This window comes from Blautia massiliensis (ex Durand et al. 2017) (assembly GCF_051861785.1).
Taxonomy (GTDB): Bacteria; Bacillota; Clostridia; order Lachnospirales; family Lachnospiraceae; genus Blautia_A; species Blautia_A luti_A.
Genome location: NZ_CP146725.1, coordinates 2,883,214 through 2,904,503, shown reverse-complemented (window position 1 = coordinate 2,904,503; position 21,290 = coordinate 2,883,214). Strand labels below are relative to the sequence as shown.

Sequence of the window (21,290 nt, the reverse complement as noted above, 5' to 3'; positions counted from 1 at the left end):
ATTGGCACAAATTTTATCAATTATGACAGTTTATTTGTTTTTTCTGCCGGAATCAGAGGTAACGGATCTCTACGTGCATTTCGCCCTTTCCATCTGTCTCCATTACTGCATAGCTTGGACGGTGTCCCCGTTGTCTGGGAAAAGCCAGACTTCCGGGATTTACCAGAAGCACACCTGCTTCCTTTTCAACAACCGGTACGTGGATATGTCCGAAAAAAGCCGCATTGCATCCCCTTGAGCGGGCAGCTTCTGCCAGCTGATCAAAGGCCATGAATACACCGTAGTAATGACCGTGAGTTACCAGGATCTTATTTCCCTCGACCTCGATCACATCTTCTCTCGGAAGATCCGAGAAAAAATCATTATTTCCGGACACAATACTGCAGGGACATTCTGCAAGGGCTTCGATATAAAATTCTCTGCCTTCCACATCTCCGCAATGTACCAGCATGTCAAAAGGAGCCTCCCGATTTATCGCGATCTCCAGGTTTTCATCTCTTCCGTGAGTATCGCTTACGATCAGCACCTTCATACAAGCTCTTCCTTTATAAGACAAAGAGCTTTTCCACGATGGCTGATCCTGTTCTTTTCTTCCATGGAAAGCTCTGCGGAAGTACAGCCATATTCCGGAAGATAAAAGATCGGGTCATAGCCAAAGCCATTCTCCCCTTTTTCCTCGTAGCCGATGCGGCCTTCCATGGCAGCACGGACTGTCTTTCTTCTGCCATCCGGGAAAGCTGCCGCAATAGCACATACAAAACGTGCGGTACGTTTCTCATCGGGTACACCTTCCAGACGCTGGATCAGGTTTGCGTTTTTAATATGATAAGAAGTATCCTCACCCATATAGCGTGCGGAATAGATTCCCGGCTCTTTGTTCAGATAGTCGATCTCCAGACCGGAATCATCTGCCAGAACGATCTCGCCGGTCATTTTACTGATTGCTTCTGCCTTGATCATGGCATTTTCTTCAAAGCTTTTTCCATTTTCATCAATATCCGCATGGATCCCGGCATCCTTCAGGGAAAGGATCTCCAGAGAAGGATCCGCAAGTATCCTTCGGATTTCCTTCATTTTATCCTCATTTCCGGTAGCAAAAATGATCTTTTTCATTCTTTAATACTTCCTTTCTTCGGCGGACGTGGTCCAAGAAACTGGTAATAGTAGGTTTTCATCATTCCGTTATAGATCTTACGGTTTTTATCTGCCTTTCGGCCGATGTCATTCTCTGCCTTGTCATAGGCAGTGATCAGATACATGGACCAGCGATCCAGCCCCTTATAGCTTTCACCGATCTCACGGTACAGTGCAGGGAGATTGGATTTTTCTTCGATCCGCTCACCATATGGCGGATTTGTCACGATAAAACCAAAGGGTTTGGAATGGTGGAGTTCACTGACCGGGCGCTGCTGGAAATGGATCAGTCTGTCCACTCCTGCCATTTTTGCATTGGCGCGTGCTGCCTTGATGGCAGCTGCATCGATATCAAAGCCCTGGATATCGGTTTCAATATCAAGATTTACACGTTCTCTGGCTTCTTCTCTTGCATCCTCCCAGCATTCCTTCGGGATCAGATGCTCCCAGCTCTCAGCCAGAAAATGACGGTTCAGTCCCGGCGCCATATCCGCTGCCATCATTGCCGCCTCAATAGGAAAGGTGCCGCTTCCGCAGAACGGATCGACAAGAATACGGTCCTTTTTCCAGGGGGTAAGCATCAAAAGAGCGCTGGCAAGAGTCTCGGTGATAGGTGCCTTGACAGTCATCTGGCGATACCCTCTCTTATGAAGGGATACTCCTGAAGTGTCGATTCCGATCAGAGCTACGTCTTTCATAAAGGCCACACGGATAGGAAATTCCGGACCGTCTTCCGGAAACCAGGAAATCCCGTAGATGCCTTTGAGACGCTCTACAATGGCTTTTTTCATAATGGACTGGATATCAGATGGACTGAAAAGCTTACTTTTGATGGAGTTTGCCTTGGCTACCCAGAATTTACCGTTTTTCGGTATGTAATTCTCCCATGGGAGAGCCTTGGTCTTTTCAAAAAGCTCATCAAAAGTCTCGGCCTTTACCTCGCCTACTTTCAGAAGCACACGTTCTGTGGTACGAAGGAACAGATTGGCGTCTGCCACACCCTGGGCATCAGCCTCAAAGGTTACTCTTCCGTCTTCCACCCTGGTCACTTCATAGCCAAGATCCAGGATTTCACGCTTCAGCACCGCCTCTGTTCCAAAATGACAGGGCGCCGTTAATTCCCACAGATTCATAAAGTGATCTCCCGTACTGTATTTCCTTCAAAATCTTTAATGGTAAAAATTCCGTTCTCAAGAATTGCATAGGTCGGCGGGTTACCTTCCTTTGGAATGGATACGGAACCTGGGTTCAGAAGGATATAATTCCCCATATTTTCCGCCTTCAGCACATGTGTATGGCCGTGGATCAGAATGTCTCCGTCCATCATCGGCGGAAGATTATCCTTATTATAGATATGACCGTGTGTGGCGTACATCGTTTTTCCTTCGATGGCAAGGATACAGTAATCTGCCATAACCGGGAAGTCCAGGACCATCTGATCCACCTCTGCCTCACAGTTTCCGCGTACTGCATAGATCTGGTTTTTTCTCTCATTTAAAAGGCGGATGACTTCCTTTGGTGCGTATTCCTTCGGAAGGTCATTTCTTGGTCCGTGATAAAGCAGATCTCCCAGAAGCACCAGTCTCTCCGCCTTCTCCTTGTCATATGCTTCCAGCATTTTCCGACAGTAATATGCCGAACCATGTACATCGGACGCAAACATATATTTCATAAGCTTTTCTCCTTGTAATTTGTGTTGGTTTTTATCTCTGTTCTTTACATTATCATGATTTCCTTTAAAATACAAGATTTGTTACAGATATGCATTCGCAATCTGATTTGATATCGTCCGCTTTTTTATCCGCGCACAAGATTTCTCCCTCTGTAGGCTGCAAATCCACCGATCACGGACCTGGTACGACAGCCCTGTCTTGCCAGGCTCCGGGCAGCCTGCATGCTGGCGCCGCCGCGATCGCAGTAAAATATCAGCAACTTATCTTTGGGAAAATGATATTTCTGATCCTGTTTTTTCTCAAGATATTCCTCCAGCTCTCTGTATGGAATATTTACCGCGTTCCGGACATGTCCCCTTCTGTAGGCGGCAGGATCCCGGAGATCTATGATAACAGCGTCGCTGCGCTCCACATAATAATCCAGCATTTTTGCAGAAATAGTTTCGATCTGAAACATGGAAAAAATCTCCTCTTTTTGGTATATTATATGGAAGCTTCCGGGTGAATGTTCCCTTATATGTATTTAAGCGGGAAAAGCCATCTCTGACTTTTCCCGCTTTTCTTATCCTTTAATATCTGTCAGAGCCTCTGTCCTTCTCAGAATCATATTCATCGGAAATTTTGTTTCCGTAGCTGCTTTTGGAACTGTTCCTGGAAGAATTTCCCGAACTGTTCTTAGAGCTGTTTTTTCCGCAGTTTCTGGAAGCACTTTCCCCGTGATTTTTTCCTGCATAATTAGACTCATTTCTGTCTGTTTCGTAATTTTTCGCCATTTGAATTACCTCCTGATGAAGTTGATTTTACGGCTTTCCGAAGCTTTCTGCCGCTTTTTATTACAGGAAATAGTATCCCAAAAAGTTTGGAGATTATTCGCCAAAATCATATTGCTTTTTTTTCCAGTTTATATTATAATTATCCTTGTAAAAAGAATTTACCCTTCAAAAATTTTTTTTACATAACCCCTTATTTAATTATTTATACTCCCCTCGAAACACCCGGTAGCTCCCCTACCGGGTGTTTCTCTATACAAAAACAAGCCGCCGGATGACGATCACAGTCGCTCCGGCAGCTTGTTTTTTTATCCGTTGATCGGATTTACATGCACCATACAGTGCTTTACATCTTTGAATTTATTCTCGATCATATGATGTACATTTTCCGCAATATCATGTGCATCAAAAAGGGAAATATTTCCATCTGCTGCGATCTCGATATCCACATACATCTTGGATCCGAAAAGACGGGTTTTAAGAAGGTCTACTCTTCTGACACCCGGTACCTTGAGGATCTCTCTCTTCATGGATTCCTCAGTTTTTGCATCACAGGAATGATCTACCATCTTGTCAATGGCATCCCTGAAAATGTCGATCGATGCCTTGGCGATCATAACGCAGATCACGATACTGGCGATCGGGTCCAGGATCGGGTATCCCAGTCTTGCTCCTAAAATACCGACAAACGCTCCGATAGAGGAAAGTGCATCGGAACGATGGTGCCATGCATCTGCCATCAGGGCTCCTGAATTGATCTTCTTTGCAGCACCTCTTGTATACCAGAACATCCACTCTTTTACCACAATGGATACCACTGCTGCAATCAGTGCAAGTGTTCCCGGAATGGCAATGCTTCCGCCGGATGTGCTTTTTACGATATCACGGGCACCGGTAATTCCGATCCCGAGACCAGTAACAAGCAGCATTCCTGCAAGGACAATGGAAGAAACACACTCCATTCTTTCATGCCCGTACTGATGCTCTTTGTCTGATTTCTTTGCAGAAAGGCGGACACCGATAATTACGATGAAGGTGCTTCCCACATCTGATGCAGAATGAATGGCATCCGAGATCATCGCACCTGAATGTGCCACAATACCTGCGATCAGTTTAAATACAGATAATAAAAGGTTTACCAGAATACTAATCCCGGATACCTTCATTGCTGTCTGCTGTTCCCATGAAGCTGTTTTTTCTGTATCATGTATAATTGTTTTGTTTTCTGTGTGTTCCATAAACAGGACCTCCTTTTAAATATATGATCAGGTTCTTCTTATGGCACAACATTTTCCGTGAAAAAACCGGCGGTTCCTTCACTACTCGCTGCAGTGCGATTTTTCGCCGGTGTTCTTTCTTTTCTGTATAGGGATATCCCAGCTTCTACCTTCTGTTCCATCCATATTTTGCAGTAAAAAGACATACCTGCGAAACATACACTGTCCCGCAGATATGTCTGAAAGCAAAGTCACATTCTGCTTCACCTCATATTCCGTGAATGCAGGTTCTTTGCAATTACGTTTAAATCCATATCCGCTGCCGCTTCCTGCGGCCCGGCCCCATGCCTTCGATAAATATTTTCGATTCCGAAAAGCATCGCCTGCTCAGTTTGTACTGTTGATCTCGCATCCTGTTCGAATGTAATGCAGTGCAAAGAGAATTTTTGCAGTCTTACGGGTCTCCCGCTTAACTTCTCAGAAAGGATACACCATGAACCTTATGTTAGTCAAGCCAAAGTTTTTTATTTTACAGGTAGATATCTTCAACTTTCTGTTTATTCCATGTCTGGAAACATGCTTCGCACTGCACAGTTCTATATCAAATAACAGATCCTCCGTTGTTTGTCAAAAAACCGGGAGCGGATAAATCCGCTCCCGGTTAAGTCTACGGTCTGTATTCAGTTGGAATGACTGATTATGCCTGCGGGCCGGCTGCAACGAGTGCTTTACCAGCTGCATTTCCTTCATATTTAGCAAAGTTCTTAACGAATCTTGCAGCAAGATCTTTAGCCTTTGTCTCCCACTCTGCAGCATCTGCATATGTGTCACGTGGGTCAAGGATTGCAGGATCTACGCCCGGAAGCTCTGTCGGAACCTCGAAGTTGAAGAATGGGATCTTCTTTGTCGGAGCTTTAAGGATAGATCCGTCAAGGATAGCATCGATGATACCACGAGTATCTTTGATGGAGATACGTTTTCCAGTTCCATTCCATCCTGTGTTAACGAGGTATGCTTTCGCACCGCTCTTCTCCATTCTCTTAACGAGCTCCTCAGCATATTTTGTCGGATGAAGCTCAAGGAATGCCTGTCCAAAGCATGCGGAGAATGTAGGAGTAGGCTCTGTGATTCCACGCTCTGTACCAGCAAGTTTAGCTGTGAATCCGGAAAGGAAGTAGTACTGTGTCTGCTCCGGTGTCAGGACAGATACTGGAGGAAGTACGCCGAATGCATCTGCAGACAGGAAGATAACCTCTTTCGCTGCCGGTGCAGAAGATACAGGGCGAACAATGTTCTTGATGTGGTTGATCGGGTAAGAAACACGTGTGTTCTCTGTTACGCTCTTGTCAGCGAAGTCGATCTTGCCCTCAGCATCAAGTGTTACGTTCTCAAGAAGAGCGTTTCTCTTGATCGCATTGTAGATGTCCGGCTCAGACTCTTTGTCAAGGTTGATAACCTTGGCGTAGCATCCACCCTCGAAGTTGAATACTCCGTTGTCATCCCAGCCATGCTCGTCATCACCGATCAGAAGACGCTTAGGATCTGTGGAAAGTGTTGTCTTACCTGTTCCGGAAAGACCGAAGAAGATTGCTGTATTCTCTCCGTTAAGGTCTGTGTTTGCAGAGCAGTGCATGGAAGCGATGCCCTTCAGCGGCAGATAGTAGTTCATCATGGAGAACATACCTTTCTTCATCTCTCCGCCGTACCATGTATTAACGATAACCTGCTCACGACTTGTAATGTTGAACATTACAGCTGTCTCAGAGTTCAGTCCTAATTCTTTGTAGTTCTCAACTTTAGCCTTGGATGCGTTGTAAACAACGAAATCCGGTTCAAAGTTCTCAAGCTCCTCAGCTGTCGGCTGAATGAACATGTTTGTTACGAAGTGTGCCTGCCATGCAACCTCAACGATGAAACGGATAGCCATACGTGTGTCTTTGTTAGCTCCGCAGAATGCATCTACTACGAAAAGTTTCTTGTTGGAAAGCTCCTTCTTGGCAAGATCTTTAACTGCATTCCATGCTTCCTGAGTTGCCGGATGGTTATCGTTCTTGTACTCATCGGATGTCCACCAAACTGTGTCTTTGGAGTTCTCATCCATAACGATATATTTGTCTTTAGGGGAACGTCCTGTGTAGATACCTGTCATTACATTGACAGCACCAAGCTCACTGACCTTACCCTTCTCAAATCCTTCAAGCTCCGGTTTGGTCTCTTCCTCAAATAATGTCTCGTAGGAAGGATTGTACACGATCTCAGTTGTTCCGGTAATACCATACTTTGTTAAATCGATTTTTGCCATCTTAACATTTACCTCTCTTCTTTAATAGTAATTATGATAGCCACCTACTATTGCAGGTTTTCGTCATCCTGCCACAGGAATGGAATTATTGGACATTCCTATTTCCTTACCCACAATTATACATAAATTGTACGTAAAAGCAACCAAAAAAATTCATTTTCCGCAAAAAAATGATAAATCTTTAACAGTGGCGTTTTAGTACTGTCAGATTTTATTTCATCTACGCTTGACTTTTTCAGAATAATGGCTACAATATATCTGATTATAGTTATTATATATATTTATAATAATAACTATACTATTTTAATATATAGAAAGAAGTGATTTCTGTGTCAGATATTCCGGTTAAACGTAATCATATGAAAATCCCCTGGCACAACTACGTAAGCGCCAGGAACAGCCAGCCCATCACCGAGGCTTCTCTTTCCGAAAAAGCTTCCCTGATCGGCCGTACAGGCATGATGCTTCTCTCCTGTGGGACCGGTGCCTGGCGGGTACGGAGTTCCATGAATACATTGTCAGAAGCACTTGGTATCACCTGTTCCGCAGATATCGGACTGATGTCTGTAAGCTACACCTGCTTTGACGGTGAGAGCAGTTTTTCCCATGCACTTAGTCTGACTACCACCGGCGTAAATACTTCCAGACTGAACAGGCTGGAACATTTTGTCAGTGATTTTCCTGCGGAGGGTATCCATATGAGCGGTGAAGCACTGCACAGTCAGTTAGATGAGATCGAGCGGATCCACGGGCTTTATTCCCCTGCAGCCCTGGGACTGGCTTCTGCACTGGCCTGTGGTGCATTTACTTTTCTTCTGGGCGGTGGCCCGCTGGAAATGATCCTGGCTTTTGCAGGCGCAGGCATCGGAAACGCCATCCGCTGCAAGCTTGGCAAGCATCATTTTACTCTGTTTATGTGCATTGCAGTTTCTGTTTCCTCAGCCTGTCTTGTATATGCAGGCTTCCTGAAGCTGGCAGAGCTTCTGTTCCACATTTCCGTCCAGCATGAGGCCGGATACATCTGTTCCATGCTGTTTATCATTCCGGGCTTTCCGTTTATCACAAGCGGGATCGACCTTGCCAAGCTGGATATGCGTTCCGGTCTGGAACGACTGGCCTACGCCATTATTGTTGTAATGGTGGCTGCTGTCTCTGCCTGGCTGATGGCACTGCTTCTTCATCTGAGGCCTGTGGATTTCCTGCCTCTGAATCTTTCGGCAGCTCAGAGGATCCTGTTCCGGCTTCTGGCAAGCTTCTGCGGGGTATTCGGTTTTTCAGTCATGTTCAACAGTCCTTTCCGACTTGCCGCAGCTGCCGCTTTCATTGGTGCACTGTCCAACACCTTCCGGCTGGAGCTTGTTGATCTTGCCGGTTTCCCACCTGCCGCCGCAGCTTTTCTCGGAGCACTGTCAGCCGGACTTCTGGCTTCCCTCATCAAAACAAAAGTGGGATATCCCAGGATTTCCATTACCGTACCATCCATTGTGATCATGGTTCCCGGGCTTTATCTCTACCGGGCGATCTACAATCTGGGTATCATGTCCCTGAATGTTTCCGCCTCCTGGTTTGCAGCTGCGATCCTGATCATCGTTGCTCTTCCTCTGGGCCTTATTTTCGCCAGGATTCTTACAGACAAAATGTTCCGCTACTGCACCTGACGGGCATACAAAAAGGACTGCTTTCTGTAGCTTCCGGTCATTAGCTATCCTTCTGACAACCGGAGCAATACAAAAGCAGTCCTTTTTTGTACACTCTATTTCATTACGATCTCATCAGCGATCCCGATCATTTTTTCCAGGCGGTCCGCAAATTTATGGATGGGTAGAAAAACGCCCAGTCCGTCATAACGTTTGCCACCATCCTCCACAGAATCCTGCCCATAATACACAAAAGCTCTTGGAAGCTTCTTCTGAATTGCCATCATGATATCCCATACAGCCGCATAGGCCTGTGCCTCCGTTTCCTTTTCCTTTACGCTGTCCGGAAGCTCATACACCAGCAGCACACCGATATGTTCGCCCATTTTGTACTCTTCTACTTCCATGGTAGATTCATGATAGGCATGTCGTTTCCGGTAGCCATACGCCAGATACATCTTTACACCAGGTTTCTCCCTGTATATCCTGCGAAATCGGTCGTAATCCCTGTCACTTACATGGATTCCCTTTTCCCGCAGAAAATTTCCTTTTTCATCTGTGAGAAATACCGGATTCTCCTGTCCATCTGCATTGAACCTGAACGGTGCCAGAAAAGAATTTCGCAGAAGATCAAACATACTGTTCTGGCAGATCGCCATAAGGAGAGCAGTCAAATCACGGTTTTTATATGCGTCCAGCAATGCATAGGCGAATTTTTCCGGAGGAAGATATCCGCATTCTATGTCTGTATCCGCATCCATGGATTCATAGAAGGTCTCCGTCAGCCGTCTGCACGCCTCCGGATCCTTCAGGATCTTTTCAAATAAAAGCTCCACCTTTTCCTCTCTTGGGAATAATGTACTGTTTTCCACAATTCCTCACCCTTTCTAATCTCTATGTTTACTGGAAAACATCAGAATAAAGCTGATCAGAAGCAAAACATCCGATACCCAGATTGCCGGGATCCCCAGCCTCATGGACAGATTTCCTCCGCCACCGGCTCCAATGGCAAAAAAGAAAATTATTCCGAAATAATAAAGAGCCTGCTTCAGCTGTTCCGGACGTTTTTCACGACAATACACGGACAACGCCGCCGTGCCGCTTCGTAAATTTCCGATGCACATAGTGCTTGCATAGGAATAACCGTCTACCTTCCGGAAGGTCTGTACCTGCATGGCGCAGGAAAAGGATACCAGTGCGGTTGCCAGCATATCCAATTCTCCCGGCATAAATCCCACCGCAAAAAGGATCAGGATCTCGATCAGCAGGATCATCTGCCTCCAGTGAAGTTTTTTTGCATATTTAAAGGTATTCTGGATCCGCTCGGCCGCTACAACACCAATGGCAAAGGCTAAAACAGGGAACAGGTACCTTAAGCCCTCTCCCCACTGTCCTGTCATAAAATTTTGGCTCATCAGAACCACGTTGCCTGTCTGGGCGTTGGAAAACACCTCATCTCTTGTGAAGTATGTGTAGGCATCCTGAAATCCGCCGGACATTGCCAGAAATACACTTGTGATAAAAGCTTCTGACATCTGCCGGTCTGCGCTCTGCAGCTTTCTGCCTCCTGAAACCACTCTAAATCACTCCTGTCATTGATTTTTTTCCTCGGGTGTATTATAGTTTGCTCAGAAGCAAATGTAAAAAGTATTATTAATATCGTAAACATATTAAAATCATATCACAGGATGGAGACAATACATGATCACTTACGACTACTACCGGATCTTTTATTATGTAGCCCAGTATAAGAGCTTTACCAAGGCAGCAAGAGCTCTTCACAACAACCAGCCAAATATCACCCGCTGTATGAACAACCTGGAGCAGGAGCTGAAATGTACGCTCTTTCTCCGCTCCAACAAAGGAATCGCACTTACACCGGAAGGCCGCCAGCTTTATGAACACGTTGCCCTGGCTTTTGAGCAGCTGTCCATCGGCGAGGAGGAAATCCGCCAGAACGGAGAGCTGGAGCATGGTCTGGTTTCCATCGGCGCCAGCGAAAATGCCCTGCGTCTGATCCTTCTGGAAAAGCTGGAGCTGTTCCGCGAGCAATATCCCCATGTGCGTCTGCGCCTCTTTAACCATTCTACTCCACAGGCTGTACAGGCACTGAAGAATTATGCGGTGGATTTCGCTATTGTCACCACTCCGATTTCCATCCGCAAGCCTTTACAGAAAAAAAGTCTCCTGCGTTACCGGGAGATCCTTGTATGCGGAAGCAAATATAAGGATCTGACCACTGCCCCCATCAGCATCCATGAGCTTCAGGACCTGCCCTTTGTAGGTCTTGCGGAAGGGACCAGCACCAGAGAAATGTATATGAATTACTTTATGGAAAACCGTGTTTCTTTTCATCCTGACATCGAGGCAGCAACTACAGACCAGGTCCTTCCCATGATCGTCCATAATCTGGGAATCGGCTTTTACCCGGAACCCCTTGCCCGGGAAGTGATCAATGGCGGTAAAATTTTTGCCCTTCAGCTCAAAGAGCCGCTCCCCCAGAGGGAAGTCTGCTTAGTCACAAACAGCAGTACTACCATGAGTACTGCTGTCAAAAAAGCCATTGAATTTATTGTGTAAATCTCTGAGACTGATCAGCCATTTATGCTTATTGTTCCACTGTCCTCTCAATATGCATGGCAAGATAACCAATTTCAATAGGATCCAGCTCTTTACCCAGGCTTTTGCCCAGGCTCTCACAGACATCCTCCGCGATCCTGTAGGATTCCGGATATTTTTCTTCTATATATTCATTCATATCCAGCTTCAGTGTCTCCCCTGTGGAGACACGGGCTACCATATATTTGATATGGTTCATCATACGGTTGTAGGACAGGGAGATCACATCGATCTTCTTTCCTGTAGCCATCTCGATCATGGCGATACATTCCCGGACAGCTCTTGCTGTCTGCATGGCTACGGACACCTTCTCATCTCCCAGTGCAGAGTGAATATGAAGTGCCACATATCCCACCTCATGATCATCGATCTCAATGTCCATCTGCTCTTTCAGGATCTTCTTCAGTACCTCCGCCACCTTGAATTCGCTGTAAAAAAGCACCTTGATGTCATCCGTCAGGGGATTGCTGATCTGCTCATGATTCCGGATACGTCCCACTGCAAAAGAGATATGATCAGCCAGCGGAAAAATAATCCCTTTATCTATAGTATCCCCGAAGGTCTTCTCCGCTTCTCTTAATATCTCATCTGCGATCTCCAGAAATTCCGGTGCTACACTCTTTGCCAGTTCTTTTGCTGAGCCACGTTCTGTCTCCTGAGCCAGCCTGTAAAGGGTACAGTCTGCCGGAGCCTCAAAACGCTGGCTGACCTTCTTTCCGAATCCAACCCCCTTCCCCAGAAGCACATATTCCTGGTTTTCTTCCATATTTATGGCAATGATGCCATTATTGTTCAATACCTTGCTCACTCTGTACATCTTTTTTCCCCACCATTTTTATATATCCTGCTGCTTTTCCACATTCCACCACTGTCTGCCCCGGATTTTCAGTCGACATTTTTGTCTGCAGCTGTCGATTTTCTTTATCGTAACAGAATCTGTCTTTTGTGTAAAGCCCTTCCGGCAGACAGTTATTTTCTCCTGCTACAGGAAAAGCGCACCCGGGCATCAGGCGCGCTTTTCATAAAACCAATCATCTATATTATTGCTGAAAAATTTCCTATTCTTCCACAGTCTCCACTGCGAACAGCGGCTCTCCTGCCTTGATCTCTCCATTGGCAAGAAGGCGTACTCTCTGGTTATCCTCGATCTCTGTGCAGAGGATCGGAGAACATAAGGACGGAGCGTTTTCTGTAAGATACGGGATGTCAATCTTCATCAACGGCTCGCCTTTTTTTACATGCTGTCCCTGCTCTACCAGGATCTCAAAGCCTTTTCCTTCCAGCTTTACAGTGTCAATGCCGATATGGAGGAGCATAGGAAGATCTGTATCTGTCTGGAATCCGATGGCATGCTTTGTGTCAAAAATAAACTCTACCTCGCCGTCTTCCGGAGCACAGATCACCGGGTCCTTCGGTGTGACTACAGCACCCTCTCCCATCATTCCTTCTGCGAAGCCTTCATCCGGCGCTGTAGAAAGATCTGCTGCGATACCGGTTACCGGGCTGTAGACAATCGCTGTTCTGAGAACCTTTTTCTCCGGCTGCGTGCTGGCTTCGGATGTCGGAGCTGTGTTCTGAGCAGCCTCACCTGTACTTTCTGCTGTACGCTCTGTATCAGACGGAGCCTGATTTTCCGCATTGTCTGTTTCTTTCTCATTTGCACCTTCAAAATATTCATTCGGCGCTGTCTCCAGATAATCCTCCAGCTTGGATTTGATCACAGTTACCTGGGGACCGTAGATGATCTGCACGCCCTGGCCTTTTTTCACGATTCCTCTGGAGCCTGTTGTTTTCAGAATGTCGTCGTTGACTCTTGCTGCATCATGGACGGTGATACGGAGTCTTGTTGCACAGCAGTCCACATCGCTGATGTTTTTCTTTCCGCCAAGACCGGCTGTGATGGCTTCACTTACCGGATCTGCAGATGTGCTTCCTGCTGCTTCACCGGCTTTTCCGGCTTCTTTTCTCGCGTTTACATCTGCTTTTGTATAAAGCTTTGTTTCTGTGTCGTCATCCTCACGTCCCGGAGTCTTGAAGTCAAACTTTTTGATCAGGAAAGTAAAGATCACATAGTAGAGAATAAAGTAAATAATACCAACCGGGATAATTCTGAGCCAGCTTGTCTTTTCATTTCCCTGAAGGATTCCGAACAGGAACAGATCAAGAAAACCGCCGGAAAAGGTAAGTCCTACCGCAATGTTCAGCATATGTGCAATCATATAAGCCGCACCTGCAAGAACAACCTGTACTGCAAACAATGCAGGCGCTACAAACAGGAAAGAGAACTCCAGTGGCTCTGTGATTCCTGTGAGCATACATGCAAGGGCTGCGGAAAGAAGAAGTCCGCCTGCTGCTTTTTTCTTCTCAGGCTTTGCACAGCGATACATGGCAAGAGCTGCTCCCGGAAGACCGAAGATCATGAAAATGAACTCTCCGGAAAAATATCTTGTTGCATCTGCGCTGAAATGCGCTACATTTGCGGAATCTGCAAGCTGGGCGAAAAAGATGTTCTGTCCGCCCTGTACCATCTGGCCTGCAACCTCCATAGTCCCGCCAACGGCTGTCTGCCAGAATGGCATATAAAATACGTGATGAAGTCCGAAGGGGATCAGCGCACGTTTGATAATACCGAAGATCAGAGTTCCGATATAGCCGCTACCTGTTACAAGACCGCCCAGAGCATAAATACCGTTCTGAACTGCCGGCCATACGAAATACATCAGGATTCCCACAAACATATATACAATGGTGGAAATGATGGGCACAAATCTGGAACCACCGAAGAAGGAAAGTGCGTTTGGAAGCACGATCTTATGAAAACGGTTATGCAAAGCCGCAACACCAAGGCCAACGATAATACCGCCAAACACACCCATCTGTAAGGACTGGATGCCGCAGACAGAGGTTACAGTACCTTCCAGAACGCTTTTTGCGATCTGTCCGTCTGCTGTGATCTTGTCATTTACTACCAGCATACCATTGATGGCTACATTCATAACGAAGTAAGCGATCAGTGCGGAAAGAGCTGCTACCTCTTTCTCTTTTTTTGCCATACCGATGGCCACGCCTACTGCAAAGATCAGCGGCAGGTTATCAAATACCGCGCTTCCGACTTTGTTCATAATGATCAGGAGTGCATGTAAAATCGTTCCGTCTCCCAGAATCTTCTGAAGTCCGTAGGTTGCAATGGTCGTTTCATTTGTGAAGGAACTGCCGAAGCCAAGAAGCAGGCCTGCCACAGGAAGGATTGCTATGGGAAGCATAAAGGAACGTCCCACACGCTGCAAAACTCCGAAAATTTTGTCTTTCATGTTTCTCTCCTTTTCTTTCGACGTTTTGGAGCGGGAGTCTTTTAAGTGGGCAACAAAAAAAGACACCAACCCCCATAAACGTCAAATAAAAATAATAACATTTATGACTGGTTAATGCCTGCTTATCAGTTACACACCAAATCTGAAATACACTATACGGGGTTTGTTCTTCTGTGTCAAGGAGTAAATTGATTTTTTCCAAAAAAGATATCTCTTCGTATTGCGATCCGCTCCGTTGCCAGCAATCCCTCGCGGAATATTACCTGTAAACAGCAGTCATATAGCTTCTATTCTCAGAAAGTATGCAGAAACGAAACAGACTGGAAATTCACTTATCTTGACTTTATTCTTACTTATGATAAGATGAACACAGAATGTCCGGCAGCAATGTTTTTTGCCCAGACAACACTATACATTTCATAAAAACGGAGGTACTTTTCCGATGAATGCCATCAAGAAATTCATCCACTACTACGGCCCGTACAAAGCGGTCTTTTTTATTGACCTGATCTGTGCAGCCGTTATCAGTCTGGTAGATCTTACTTATCCCCAGATTCTTCGTACTATGACAAAAACTCTCTTTACACAGGATAAGGATATGATTCTTCATGCCCTCCCTGTGATTGCAGCTTCTCTTTTTGTTATGTACATTGTGCAGAGTCTCTGCAAATATTATGTAACCTGTCAGGGACATATGATGGGCGCAAAGATGGAGCGTGATATGCGCCGGGAGCTTTTTGACCATTACCAGGAGCTGTCTTTTTCCTATTACAGCAGGAATAATTCCGGTCAGATGATGAGCAAGCTGGTCAGTGATCTTTTTGATATTTCCGAGTTTGCACATCATGGTCCTGAGAATCTTTTTATCTCTCTGGTAAAGATTGTCGGTGCTTTTATCTTCCTGTTCTTTATCAACAGGAAGCTTGCACTGCCGCTGATCCTCCTGGTGATCGTGATGTTTGTTTTTTCTTTTCGTCAGAATGCCAAAATGCAGGAAACCTTCATGGAAAACCGTCGTAAGATCGGAGATGTAAATGCCAGTCTTCAGGATACACTTTCCGGAATCCGCGTGGTGCAGTCCTTCGCAAACGAGGACATCGAACGTGCCAAATTTAAGAAAAGCAATGAAGCGTTCCTTGTTTCCAAAAGAGATAATTATCACTGCATGGGAAGCTTCATGAGTTCCAATCTTTTCTTCCAGGGCATGATGTACCTGGTAACTCTTGTTTACGGCGGCTATCTGATCGCTCAGGGTGAAATGCAGACTTCAGATCTTGCCATGTATGCCCTGTATATCGGAATCTTTATCAGCCCCATCCAGATTCTGGTAGAGCTTGTGGAAATGATGCAGAAGGGTCTTTCCGGTTTCCGCCGTTTCCTGGATGTGATGGAAACAGAATCCGAGATCAGGGATGCAGACAACGCTGTTGGGCTTACGGATGTGAAAGGACATGTGCGTTACGACCATGTTTCTTTTCATTACAGCGATGATGAAACTCCTGTGCTTTCCGATATCTCTATTGATATCCCGGCAGGAAAATCCATTGCCCTGGTGGGACCTTCCGGAAGCGGAAAAACCACGATCTGCTCTCTCCTGCCCAGATTTTATGATGTGACCGGCGGTTCCATTACTGTAGACGGAAAGGATATCCGCGGGCTGACTCTTAAGAGCCTTCGAAGCCAGATCGGTATGGTACAGCAGGATGTCTATCTTTTTGATGGAACCATCAAGGATAATATTGCCTACGGAAAGCCCGGAGCTTCCGATGAAGAGATCATCAAAGCCGCCAAATGTGCGAGTATCCATGACTTTATCATGGAGCTTCCGGATAAATACGACACGTATGTCGGAGAACGTGGCACACGCCTTTCCGGCGGACAGAAGCAGCGGATCTCCATTGCACGTGTATTCCTTAAGAATCCTCCGATCCTGATCCTGGATGAGGCCACCAGCGCTCTGGATAACGAAAGCGAACGTTGGATCCAGAAGAGTCTGGAGGAGCTTTCAAAAAATCGTACTACCATTACGATCGCGCACCGGCTTTCTACGATCCGTGATGCGGATGAGATCATTGTGATCACAGAGGATGGTATCGCTGAACGCGGTACACATGCTGAGCTGCTTGAGAAGAATGGATTGTATGCTGCGTATTGCAATATGTAAAAAGATACGAGGGAGGGTCATCTCATAGTTGCGAAGCCCGAAGACCCTCCCTCGAGCTCCCACCCTCTTGGGCACGCTTGGTGTTTCATGCCGGAACGGGTTGAATGTTGACTGATTGCAGACGGACGTGGGAGGCGCTTCGCTGTCCCACTGGATTATTATGGGATAAAAATAAAAGACTGCTGTATATCTTATCAAGAATGATGTGGATATATGGCAGTCTTTTTTGTTTGTTACTTATTTTCCAAAAAATTCAGTAAATATTACAGCAGATAAACCGGAAGCTCATCCTTGATTCCTACCGGCTGGTTGTTGTCCGGCTCGTCTTTCTTTGGGGTGAGGAACTTGGCCTGAAGTTCATCGGCGTTTCCTCCACTGATCACATTCTGAGCTACGGTTCCTGTTGTGGTTTCTGCGGCGGCTGTTTTCTTAGCTGCAGTTTTTCGTGTTGTCGTCTTTCTGGTGGTGGTTTTCTTTGCTGTTGTTTTTGTTGTGGCTGCTTTCCTTGCTGTGGTCTTCTTTGCCGGAGCTTTCGCTGTGGTTTTCTTTTCGACTGTTTTTTCAGCAGCTTTCTCTCCTGTTTCTGTCTTTACTTCTGTCGGCTTTTCTGTCACTTTTACCTCTGTAACTCTCTCTTCTGTCTTTGCTGTTTTCTCTGCATTTACTGCTCTTACAATGCTTGCTTTACCTACTGACACGATCCATTACCTCCTCTGCCAATGCTATGTATTCTTTTGCGCTGCGGCTGCTTTTTTTGAATTCCACAACCGGCTCGCTGCTGTCCTGTGACCATTCGATAGAGCTGTCCACACGGATAAAGGATTCGAAAAGATAGATTCCTTCCATCTCTTTCAAAGTCTCCATGGTCTGTTTGAAATAATTCTTTCTGGCATCTGCCTTGGTCACCACGATTCCCAGAACCTGAAGCGCCGGAGCGATCTCACGGACCTCATTCAGAAAATCAAACATATTTGCAAGCCCAAACATGCCCCACGGGCTGGCCTCCACTGGAACCAGAACGTAATCCGATGCACACAGGATATTCATCACCCAGCCGCCAAGAGTCGGCGGTGCATCGATGAGAATGTAATCATACACCCCGGAATCCTTGATCTTCTGCAGGCATTTCCGCAGGATAAATTCTCTCTGCCATTTCGTAAAAAGCTCATATTCCACGGAGCTCATCAGTGTAGACGACGGAACCAGATCCAGATTCTCATACTTCGTATGCACGATAAAATCGCTGAGATCCGACTGATGACCAATGGCATAGTAGAGATTTTTTTCCCCGGCAGCCATTTTCAGAACTTCTTCTTCATCAAAAAATGAAAGGGAAAGATTCAGCTGCATATCGCCGTCCACAAGAAGAACCTTCTTCCCCATACCGGCCAGTGCCGCACCTACATTGGAACAGCTGGTAGACTTCCCGCTGCCGCCCTTATTATTCGCAAAACAAATCGTCACTGTATTTCCCATCACAGCCTCCCGACAACACAAAATCGTAAATCACTAACTTTCCCTTATTATAATATAACGCTCCCCCAAAAACAAGCATATCCCCCATAAAACCACAAAATCTGACAAAAAACTCTCACATAAAACAACAGCAAAAAGAAGAATCTTGTTGCAGAATAATTTCCTATACAAAAAGCAGCAGGCTTCAGATCATTCCGAAAGCCTGCTGCTAAACTTCATTCATTTTTATTATTTTACGATAAAGGATTTTCTCTTATTTACAACATCAAAGATAACGGCTGCAAGAAGAACCATACCTTTGACAACCTTCTGGATATTCTGGTCAATACCCATGATACTCATACCAAGATTCAGAACACCCATAAGGAGAGCACCGATGATAACACCGGGAACTGTACCGGTACCACCATAAGCAGAAGCACCACCGATGAAACATGCACCGATCGCATCCATCTCGAAGTTTGTACCTGCCTGTGGGTTGGATGAGTTCAGTCTGGCCATTGTCACCATACCTGCAATAGCTGCCAGAAGGCCCATGTTCAGGTAAGCAAGGAAATAAACCTTGTTTGTGTCAATACCGGAAAGCTTTGTTGCCTTCTCATTACCGCCAACTGCATAAAAATAACGACCTGTTGTAGTCCTGGAAGCAATGTATGTATAGATTGCGATGATCACTGCAACCCAGAGAAGGGAATTCGGGATACCTTTGTACTGAGCAAGTCTGAACATGAATGCAAGAACAACTACACAGATCAGAACCATCTTCACTGCAACACCACCGAAAGACTCAACACTGTAGCCTTTTTTTGCACGGTCTGCACGGTTTTTCATAACAAGTGCAACATAGACGATGCAGACAATAATGCCAACTACAAAACATGTTCTGTTAAATCCTTCACCTCCACCAAGGAAGTCCGGAATATAGTTATTGAACAGAGCCAGATAAGCATCCGGCATCGGGGCCAGGGTCTGTCCTTCCAGAACTACGTTGGAAAGGCCACGAAAAGCAAGCATACCTGCCAGAGTAACAATAAATGGAGGAATTCGTACATAAGCGATCCAGAAGCCCTGCCATGCACCAATGGCAATACCCACAAGAAGCATCACGATCATAGTGAGATACGGGTTCATACTGTTGAGAACCATCATCTTACCACCGACAGCAGCAACAAAGCATACAACAGAACCAACTGACAGATCGATGTTACCACCTGTTAAAATACAGAACAGCATACCGGTTGCAAGAATAAATACATATGCATTCTGGGCTACCAGGTTATTTACATTCTGCGGAAGAAGCATAACGCCCTTTGTGTTCACAGAAAACATGATCACAACAAATACCAGAACAATGACCATGGTATATTTTTTTAATATTTCTGAAAAACTAATCTTTTTCTCCATCTTCTTACTCTCCTTTACCTGACTTCACGATTCTGGACATGATCAGCTCAGATGTAGCTTCCTCACCACTTACCTCACCTACGAATCTGCCCTCGTTCATGATATAGATTCTGTCTGACATTCCAAGCACTTCCGGAAGCTCAGAAGAGATCATGATCACAGATTTTCCTGCTGCGACCAGGTCATTGATGATACAGTAGATTTCATATTTGGCACCTACGTCAATACCTCTTGTAGGTTCATCCAAAATCAGAATATCCGGCTCTGCAAACATCCATTTTGCAAGAAGGACTTTCTGCTGATTACCACCGCTCAGGTTTCCGACATTCTGCTCAACTGTCGGACACTTGGTTTTCAGTTTCTTCCTGTATTCCTCAGCAACTGCGTATTCTTTATCCGTATCGATCACTTTTCCATTACTGATACCGGACATGTTTGCAAGCGTAGTGTTCATCTTTATGGACTTGGAAAGGATCAGTCCGTTTCCTTTTCGATCCTCTGTAACATAGGCAAGCTTGTTGTCGATGGCTTCCTGAACTGTATTCAGCTTCACTTCTTTTCCGTTCATGAACACCTGTCCGGAAATTTTAGTTCCATAGCTCTTGCCAAAAATACTCATAGCCAGTTCTGTACGTCCTGCTCCCATCAGTCCCGAAATACCGACAACCTCACCTTTATGTACTTTAAAGGATACGTTATTTACCACCTTACGTTCTGTATACAGCGGATGATAAACATTCCAGTTCTTAACTTCCATGGAAACATCGCCGATCTTTACATTTGGACGTTTCGGGAACCGGTCTGTCATCTCACGTCCAACCATTCCCTGAATGATCCTCTGCTCAGAAAAATCGTCTTTCTTTTTATCCAGTGTTTCAATGGTAGATCCATCTCGGATAACTGTGATCTTATCTGCCACATAGGAGATCTCATTTAATTTATGGGAAATGATGATAGAGGTCATTCCCTGCTTCTTGAATTTCAGAAGAAGATCCAGAAGAGCTTTGGAGTCATCTTCGTTCAGTGATGCGGTAGGCTCATCCAGAATGAGCAGCTTTGCATTCTTTGCAAGTGCCTTTGCGATCTCAACCAGCTGCTGTTTACCTACACCGATATCCTTGATCAAAGTTCTGGAGGATTCCTCCAGTCCCACTATTTTCAAATATTTATCTGCTTCCCCATAAGTTTCATTCCAGTTAATGGAAAAGCTCCTTCCTCTTTCATTGCCCAGGTACATGTTTTCACCGATAGTCATATACGGGATCAGTGCCAGTTCCTGGTGAATGATCACAATTCCTTTATGTTCACTGTCTTTGATGGTGTTAAATTTACAGATCTCACCATCGTAAATAATATTTCCTTCATACGAACCGTACGGATATATACCACTTAATACATTCATTAATGTAGATTTACCGGCACCGTTCTCACCTACCAGTGCGTGGATCTCGCCTTCCTCAACCTGGAGATTAACGTTGTCCAGTGCCTTTACACCTGGGAAAGTTTTGGTGATATTTTTCATTTCCAGAAGTATCTTAGCCAACTTAATTTCCCTCCCTTTCCACTGTTCATGCAGGCGGTTA

The 21,290-nt window shown here is 45.5% G+C and carries 19 protein-coding genes and 1 riboswitch; of the genes, 3 read left to right on the top strand and 16 right to left on the bottom strand.

What is annotated here, in order from left to right; all coding sequences use genetic code 11:
* Positions 1–52: 52 nt before the first annotated feature.
* The 8 genes from V9W66_RS13555 to pckA all read right to left on the bottom strand — a co-directional run bounded on the left by V9W66_RS13555 (position 53) and on the right by pckA (position 7,096).
* Entirely contained in the window at positions 53–532 is a 480-nt protein-coding gene (locus V9W66_RS13555; protein WP_144096148.1) for a metallophosphoesterase family protein, read from the bottom strand.
* Complete coding sequence (locus V9W66_RS13550; protein ID WP_110103311.1) at positions 529–1,113, bottom strand: XTP/dITP diphosphatase; 585 nt, start codon at positions 1,111–1,113, stop codon at positions 529–531. The genes V9W66_RS13555 and V9W66_RS13550 overlap by 4 nt, the downstream gene beginning before the upstream one ends.
* Complete coding sequence (locus V9W66_RS13545; protein ID WP_144096150.1) at positions 1,110–2,267, bottom strand: THUMP domain-containing class I SAM-dependent RNA methyltransferase; 1,158 nt, start codon at positions 2,265–2,267, stop codon at positions 1,110–1,112. Before V9W66_RS13545 ends, V9W66_RS13550 begins: the two co-directional genes overlap by 4 nt.
* Entirely contained in the window at positions 2,264–2,806 is a 543-nt protein-coding gene (gene yfcE, locus V9W66_RS13540) for a phosphodiesterase (protein WP_022426532.1), read from the bottom strand. The genes V9W66_RS13545 and yfcE overlap by 4 nt, the downstream gene beginning before the upstream one ends.
* A gap of 125 nt (positions 2,807–2,931) precedes the next feature.
* The gene (locus tag V9W66_RS13535) at positions 2,932–3,264 is read right to left on the bottom strand and encodes a rhodanese-like domain-containing protein (RefSeq protein ID WP_144096152.1); all 333 of its coding nucleotides are present in this window, start codon (positions 3,262–3,264) and stop codon (positions 2,932–2,934) included.
* Between the two features lie 112 nt (positions 3,265–3,376).
* Positions 3,377–3,580: a hypothetical protein gene (locus V9W66_RS13530; RefSeq protein ID WP_022426534.1), complete on the bottom strand. Its 204-nt coding sequence runs from the start codon at positions 3,578–3,580 to the stop codon at positions 3,377–3,379.
* 305 nt (positions 3,581–3,885) lie between these two features.
* The gene (locus V9W66_RS13525) at positions 3,886–4,815 is read right to left on the bottom strand and encodes a cation diffusion facilitator family transporter (RefSeq protein WP_144096154.1); all 930 of its coding nucleotides are present in this window, start codon (positions 4,813–4,815) and stop codon (positions 3,886–3,888) included.
* 199 nt (positions 4,816–5,014) lie between these two features.
* A riboswitch (NiCo riboswitch) is annotated at positions 5,015–5,195 on the bottom strand.
* A 296-nt stretch (positions 5,196–5,491) separates the two neighbouring features.
* The gene (gene pckA, locus V9W66_RS13520) at positions 5,492–7,096 is read right to left on the bottom strand and encodes a phosphoenolpyruvate carboxykinase (ATP) (RefSeq protein ID WP_144096156.1); all 1,605 of its coding nucleotides are present in this window, start codon (positions 7,094–7,096) and stop codon (positions 5,492–5,494) included.
* A gap of 359 nt (positions 7,097–7,455) precedes the next feature.
* Here pckA and V9W66_RS13515 point away from each other — a divergent pair, with 359 nt between their 5' ends.
* Positions 7,456–8,754, top strand: a complete 1,299-nt coding sequence (locus tag V9W66_RS13515) for a threonine/serine ThrE exporter family protein (protein WP_186290131.1) — start codon at positions 7,456–7,458, stop codon at positions 8,752–8,754.
* 95 nt (positions 8,755–8,849) lie between these two features.
* On the opposite strand, the gene V9W66_RS13510 is transcribed toward V9W66_RS13515, so the two are convergent.
* A complete protein-coding gene (locus tag V9W66_RS13510; protein WP_186290130.1) occupies positions 8,850–9,605 on the bottom strand; it encodes a DUF4866 domain-containing protein in 756 nt (251 codons plus the stop codon).
* A 15-nt stretch (positions 9,606–9,620) separates the two neighbouring features.
* Positions 9,621–10,268: a YoaK family protein gene (locus tag V9W66_RS13505; protein ID WP_144096234.1), complete on the bottom strand. Its 648-nt coding sequence runs from the start codon at positions 10,266–10,268 to the stop codon at positions 9,621–9,623.
* Between the two features lie 166 nt (positions 10,269–10,434).
* Between V9W66_RS13505 and V9W66_RS13500 the strand changes: the two genes are divergently transcribed.
* Complete coding sequence (locus V9W66_RS13500; RefSeq protein WP_144096161.1) at positions 10,435–11,313, top strand: LysR family transcriptional regulator; 879 nt, start codon at positions 10,435–10,437, stop codon at positions 11,311–11,313.
* A gap of 28 nt (positions 11,314–11,341) precedes the next feature.
* Here V9W66_RS13500 and V9W66_RS13495 read toward each other — a convergent pair whose 3' ends face one another.
* Together V9W66_RS13495 and V9W66_RS13490 are read right to left on the bottom strand one after the other, a co-directional pair.
* Complete coding sequence (locus tag V9W66_RS13495) at positions 11,342–12,169, bottom strand: PRD domain-containing protein (RefSeq protein ID WP_144096163.1); 828 nt, start codon at positions 12,167–12,169, stop codon at positions 11,342–11,344.
* 241 nt (positions 12,170–12,410) lie between these two features.
* Positions 12,411–14,663, bottom strand: a complete 2,253-nt coding sequence (locus V9W66_RS13490) for a PTS transporter subunit IIABC (RefSeq protein WP_144096165.1) — start codon at positions 14,661–14,663, stop codon at positions 12,411–12,413.
* A 442-nt stretch (positions 14,664–15,105) separates the two neighbouring features.
* Here V9W66_RS13490 and V9W66_RS13485 point away from each other — a divergent pair, with 442 nt between their 5' ends.
* The gene (locus tag V9W66_RS13485; protein WP_144096167.1) at positions 15,106–16,827 is read left to right on the top strand and encodes an ABC transporter ATP-binding protein; all 1,722 of its coding nucleotides are present in this window, start codon (positions 15,106–15,108) and stop codon (positions 16,825–16,827) included.
* A gap of 263 nt (positions 16,828–17,090) precedes the next feature.
* Here V9W66_RS13485 and V9W66_RS13480 read toward each other — a convergent pair whose 3' ends face one another.
* The 4 genes from V9W66_RS13480 to mmsA form a co-directional block, all read right to left on the bottom strand.
* Positions 17,091–17,525, bottom strand: a complete 435-nt coding sequence (locus tag V9W66_RS13480; RefSeq protein ID WP_144096169.1) for a hypothetical protein — start codon at positions 17,523–17,525, stop codon at positions 17,091–17,093.
* Positions 17,512–18,303: a ParA family protein gene (locus tag V9W66_RS13475; protein ID WP_092070221.1), complete on the bottom strand. Its 792-nt coding sequence runs from the start codon at positions 18,301–18,303 to the stop codon at positions 17,512–17,514. The genes V9W66_RS13480 and V9W66_RS13475 overlap by 14 nt, the downstream gene beginning before the upstream one ends.
* 228 nt (positions 18,304–18,531) lie before the next feature.
* The gene (gene mmsB / locus V9W66_RS13470; RefSeq protein WP_144096171.1) at positions 18,532–19,707 is read right to left on the bottom strand and encodes a multiple monosaccharide ABC transporter permease; all 1,176 of its coding nucleotides are present in this window, start codon (positions 19,705–19,707) and stop codon (positions 18,532–18,534) included.
* A gap of 4 nt (positions 19,708–19,711) precedes the next feature.
* Positions 19,712–21,250, bottom strand: a complete 1,539-nt coding sequence (gene mmsA / locus V9W66_RS13465) for a multiple monosaccharide ABC transporter ATP-binding protein (protein ID WP_022426669.1) — start codon at positions 21,248–21,250, stop codon at positions 19,712–19,714.
* Positions 21,251–21,290: the final 40 nt, after the last annotated feature.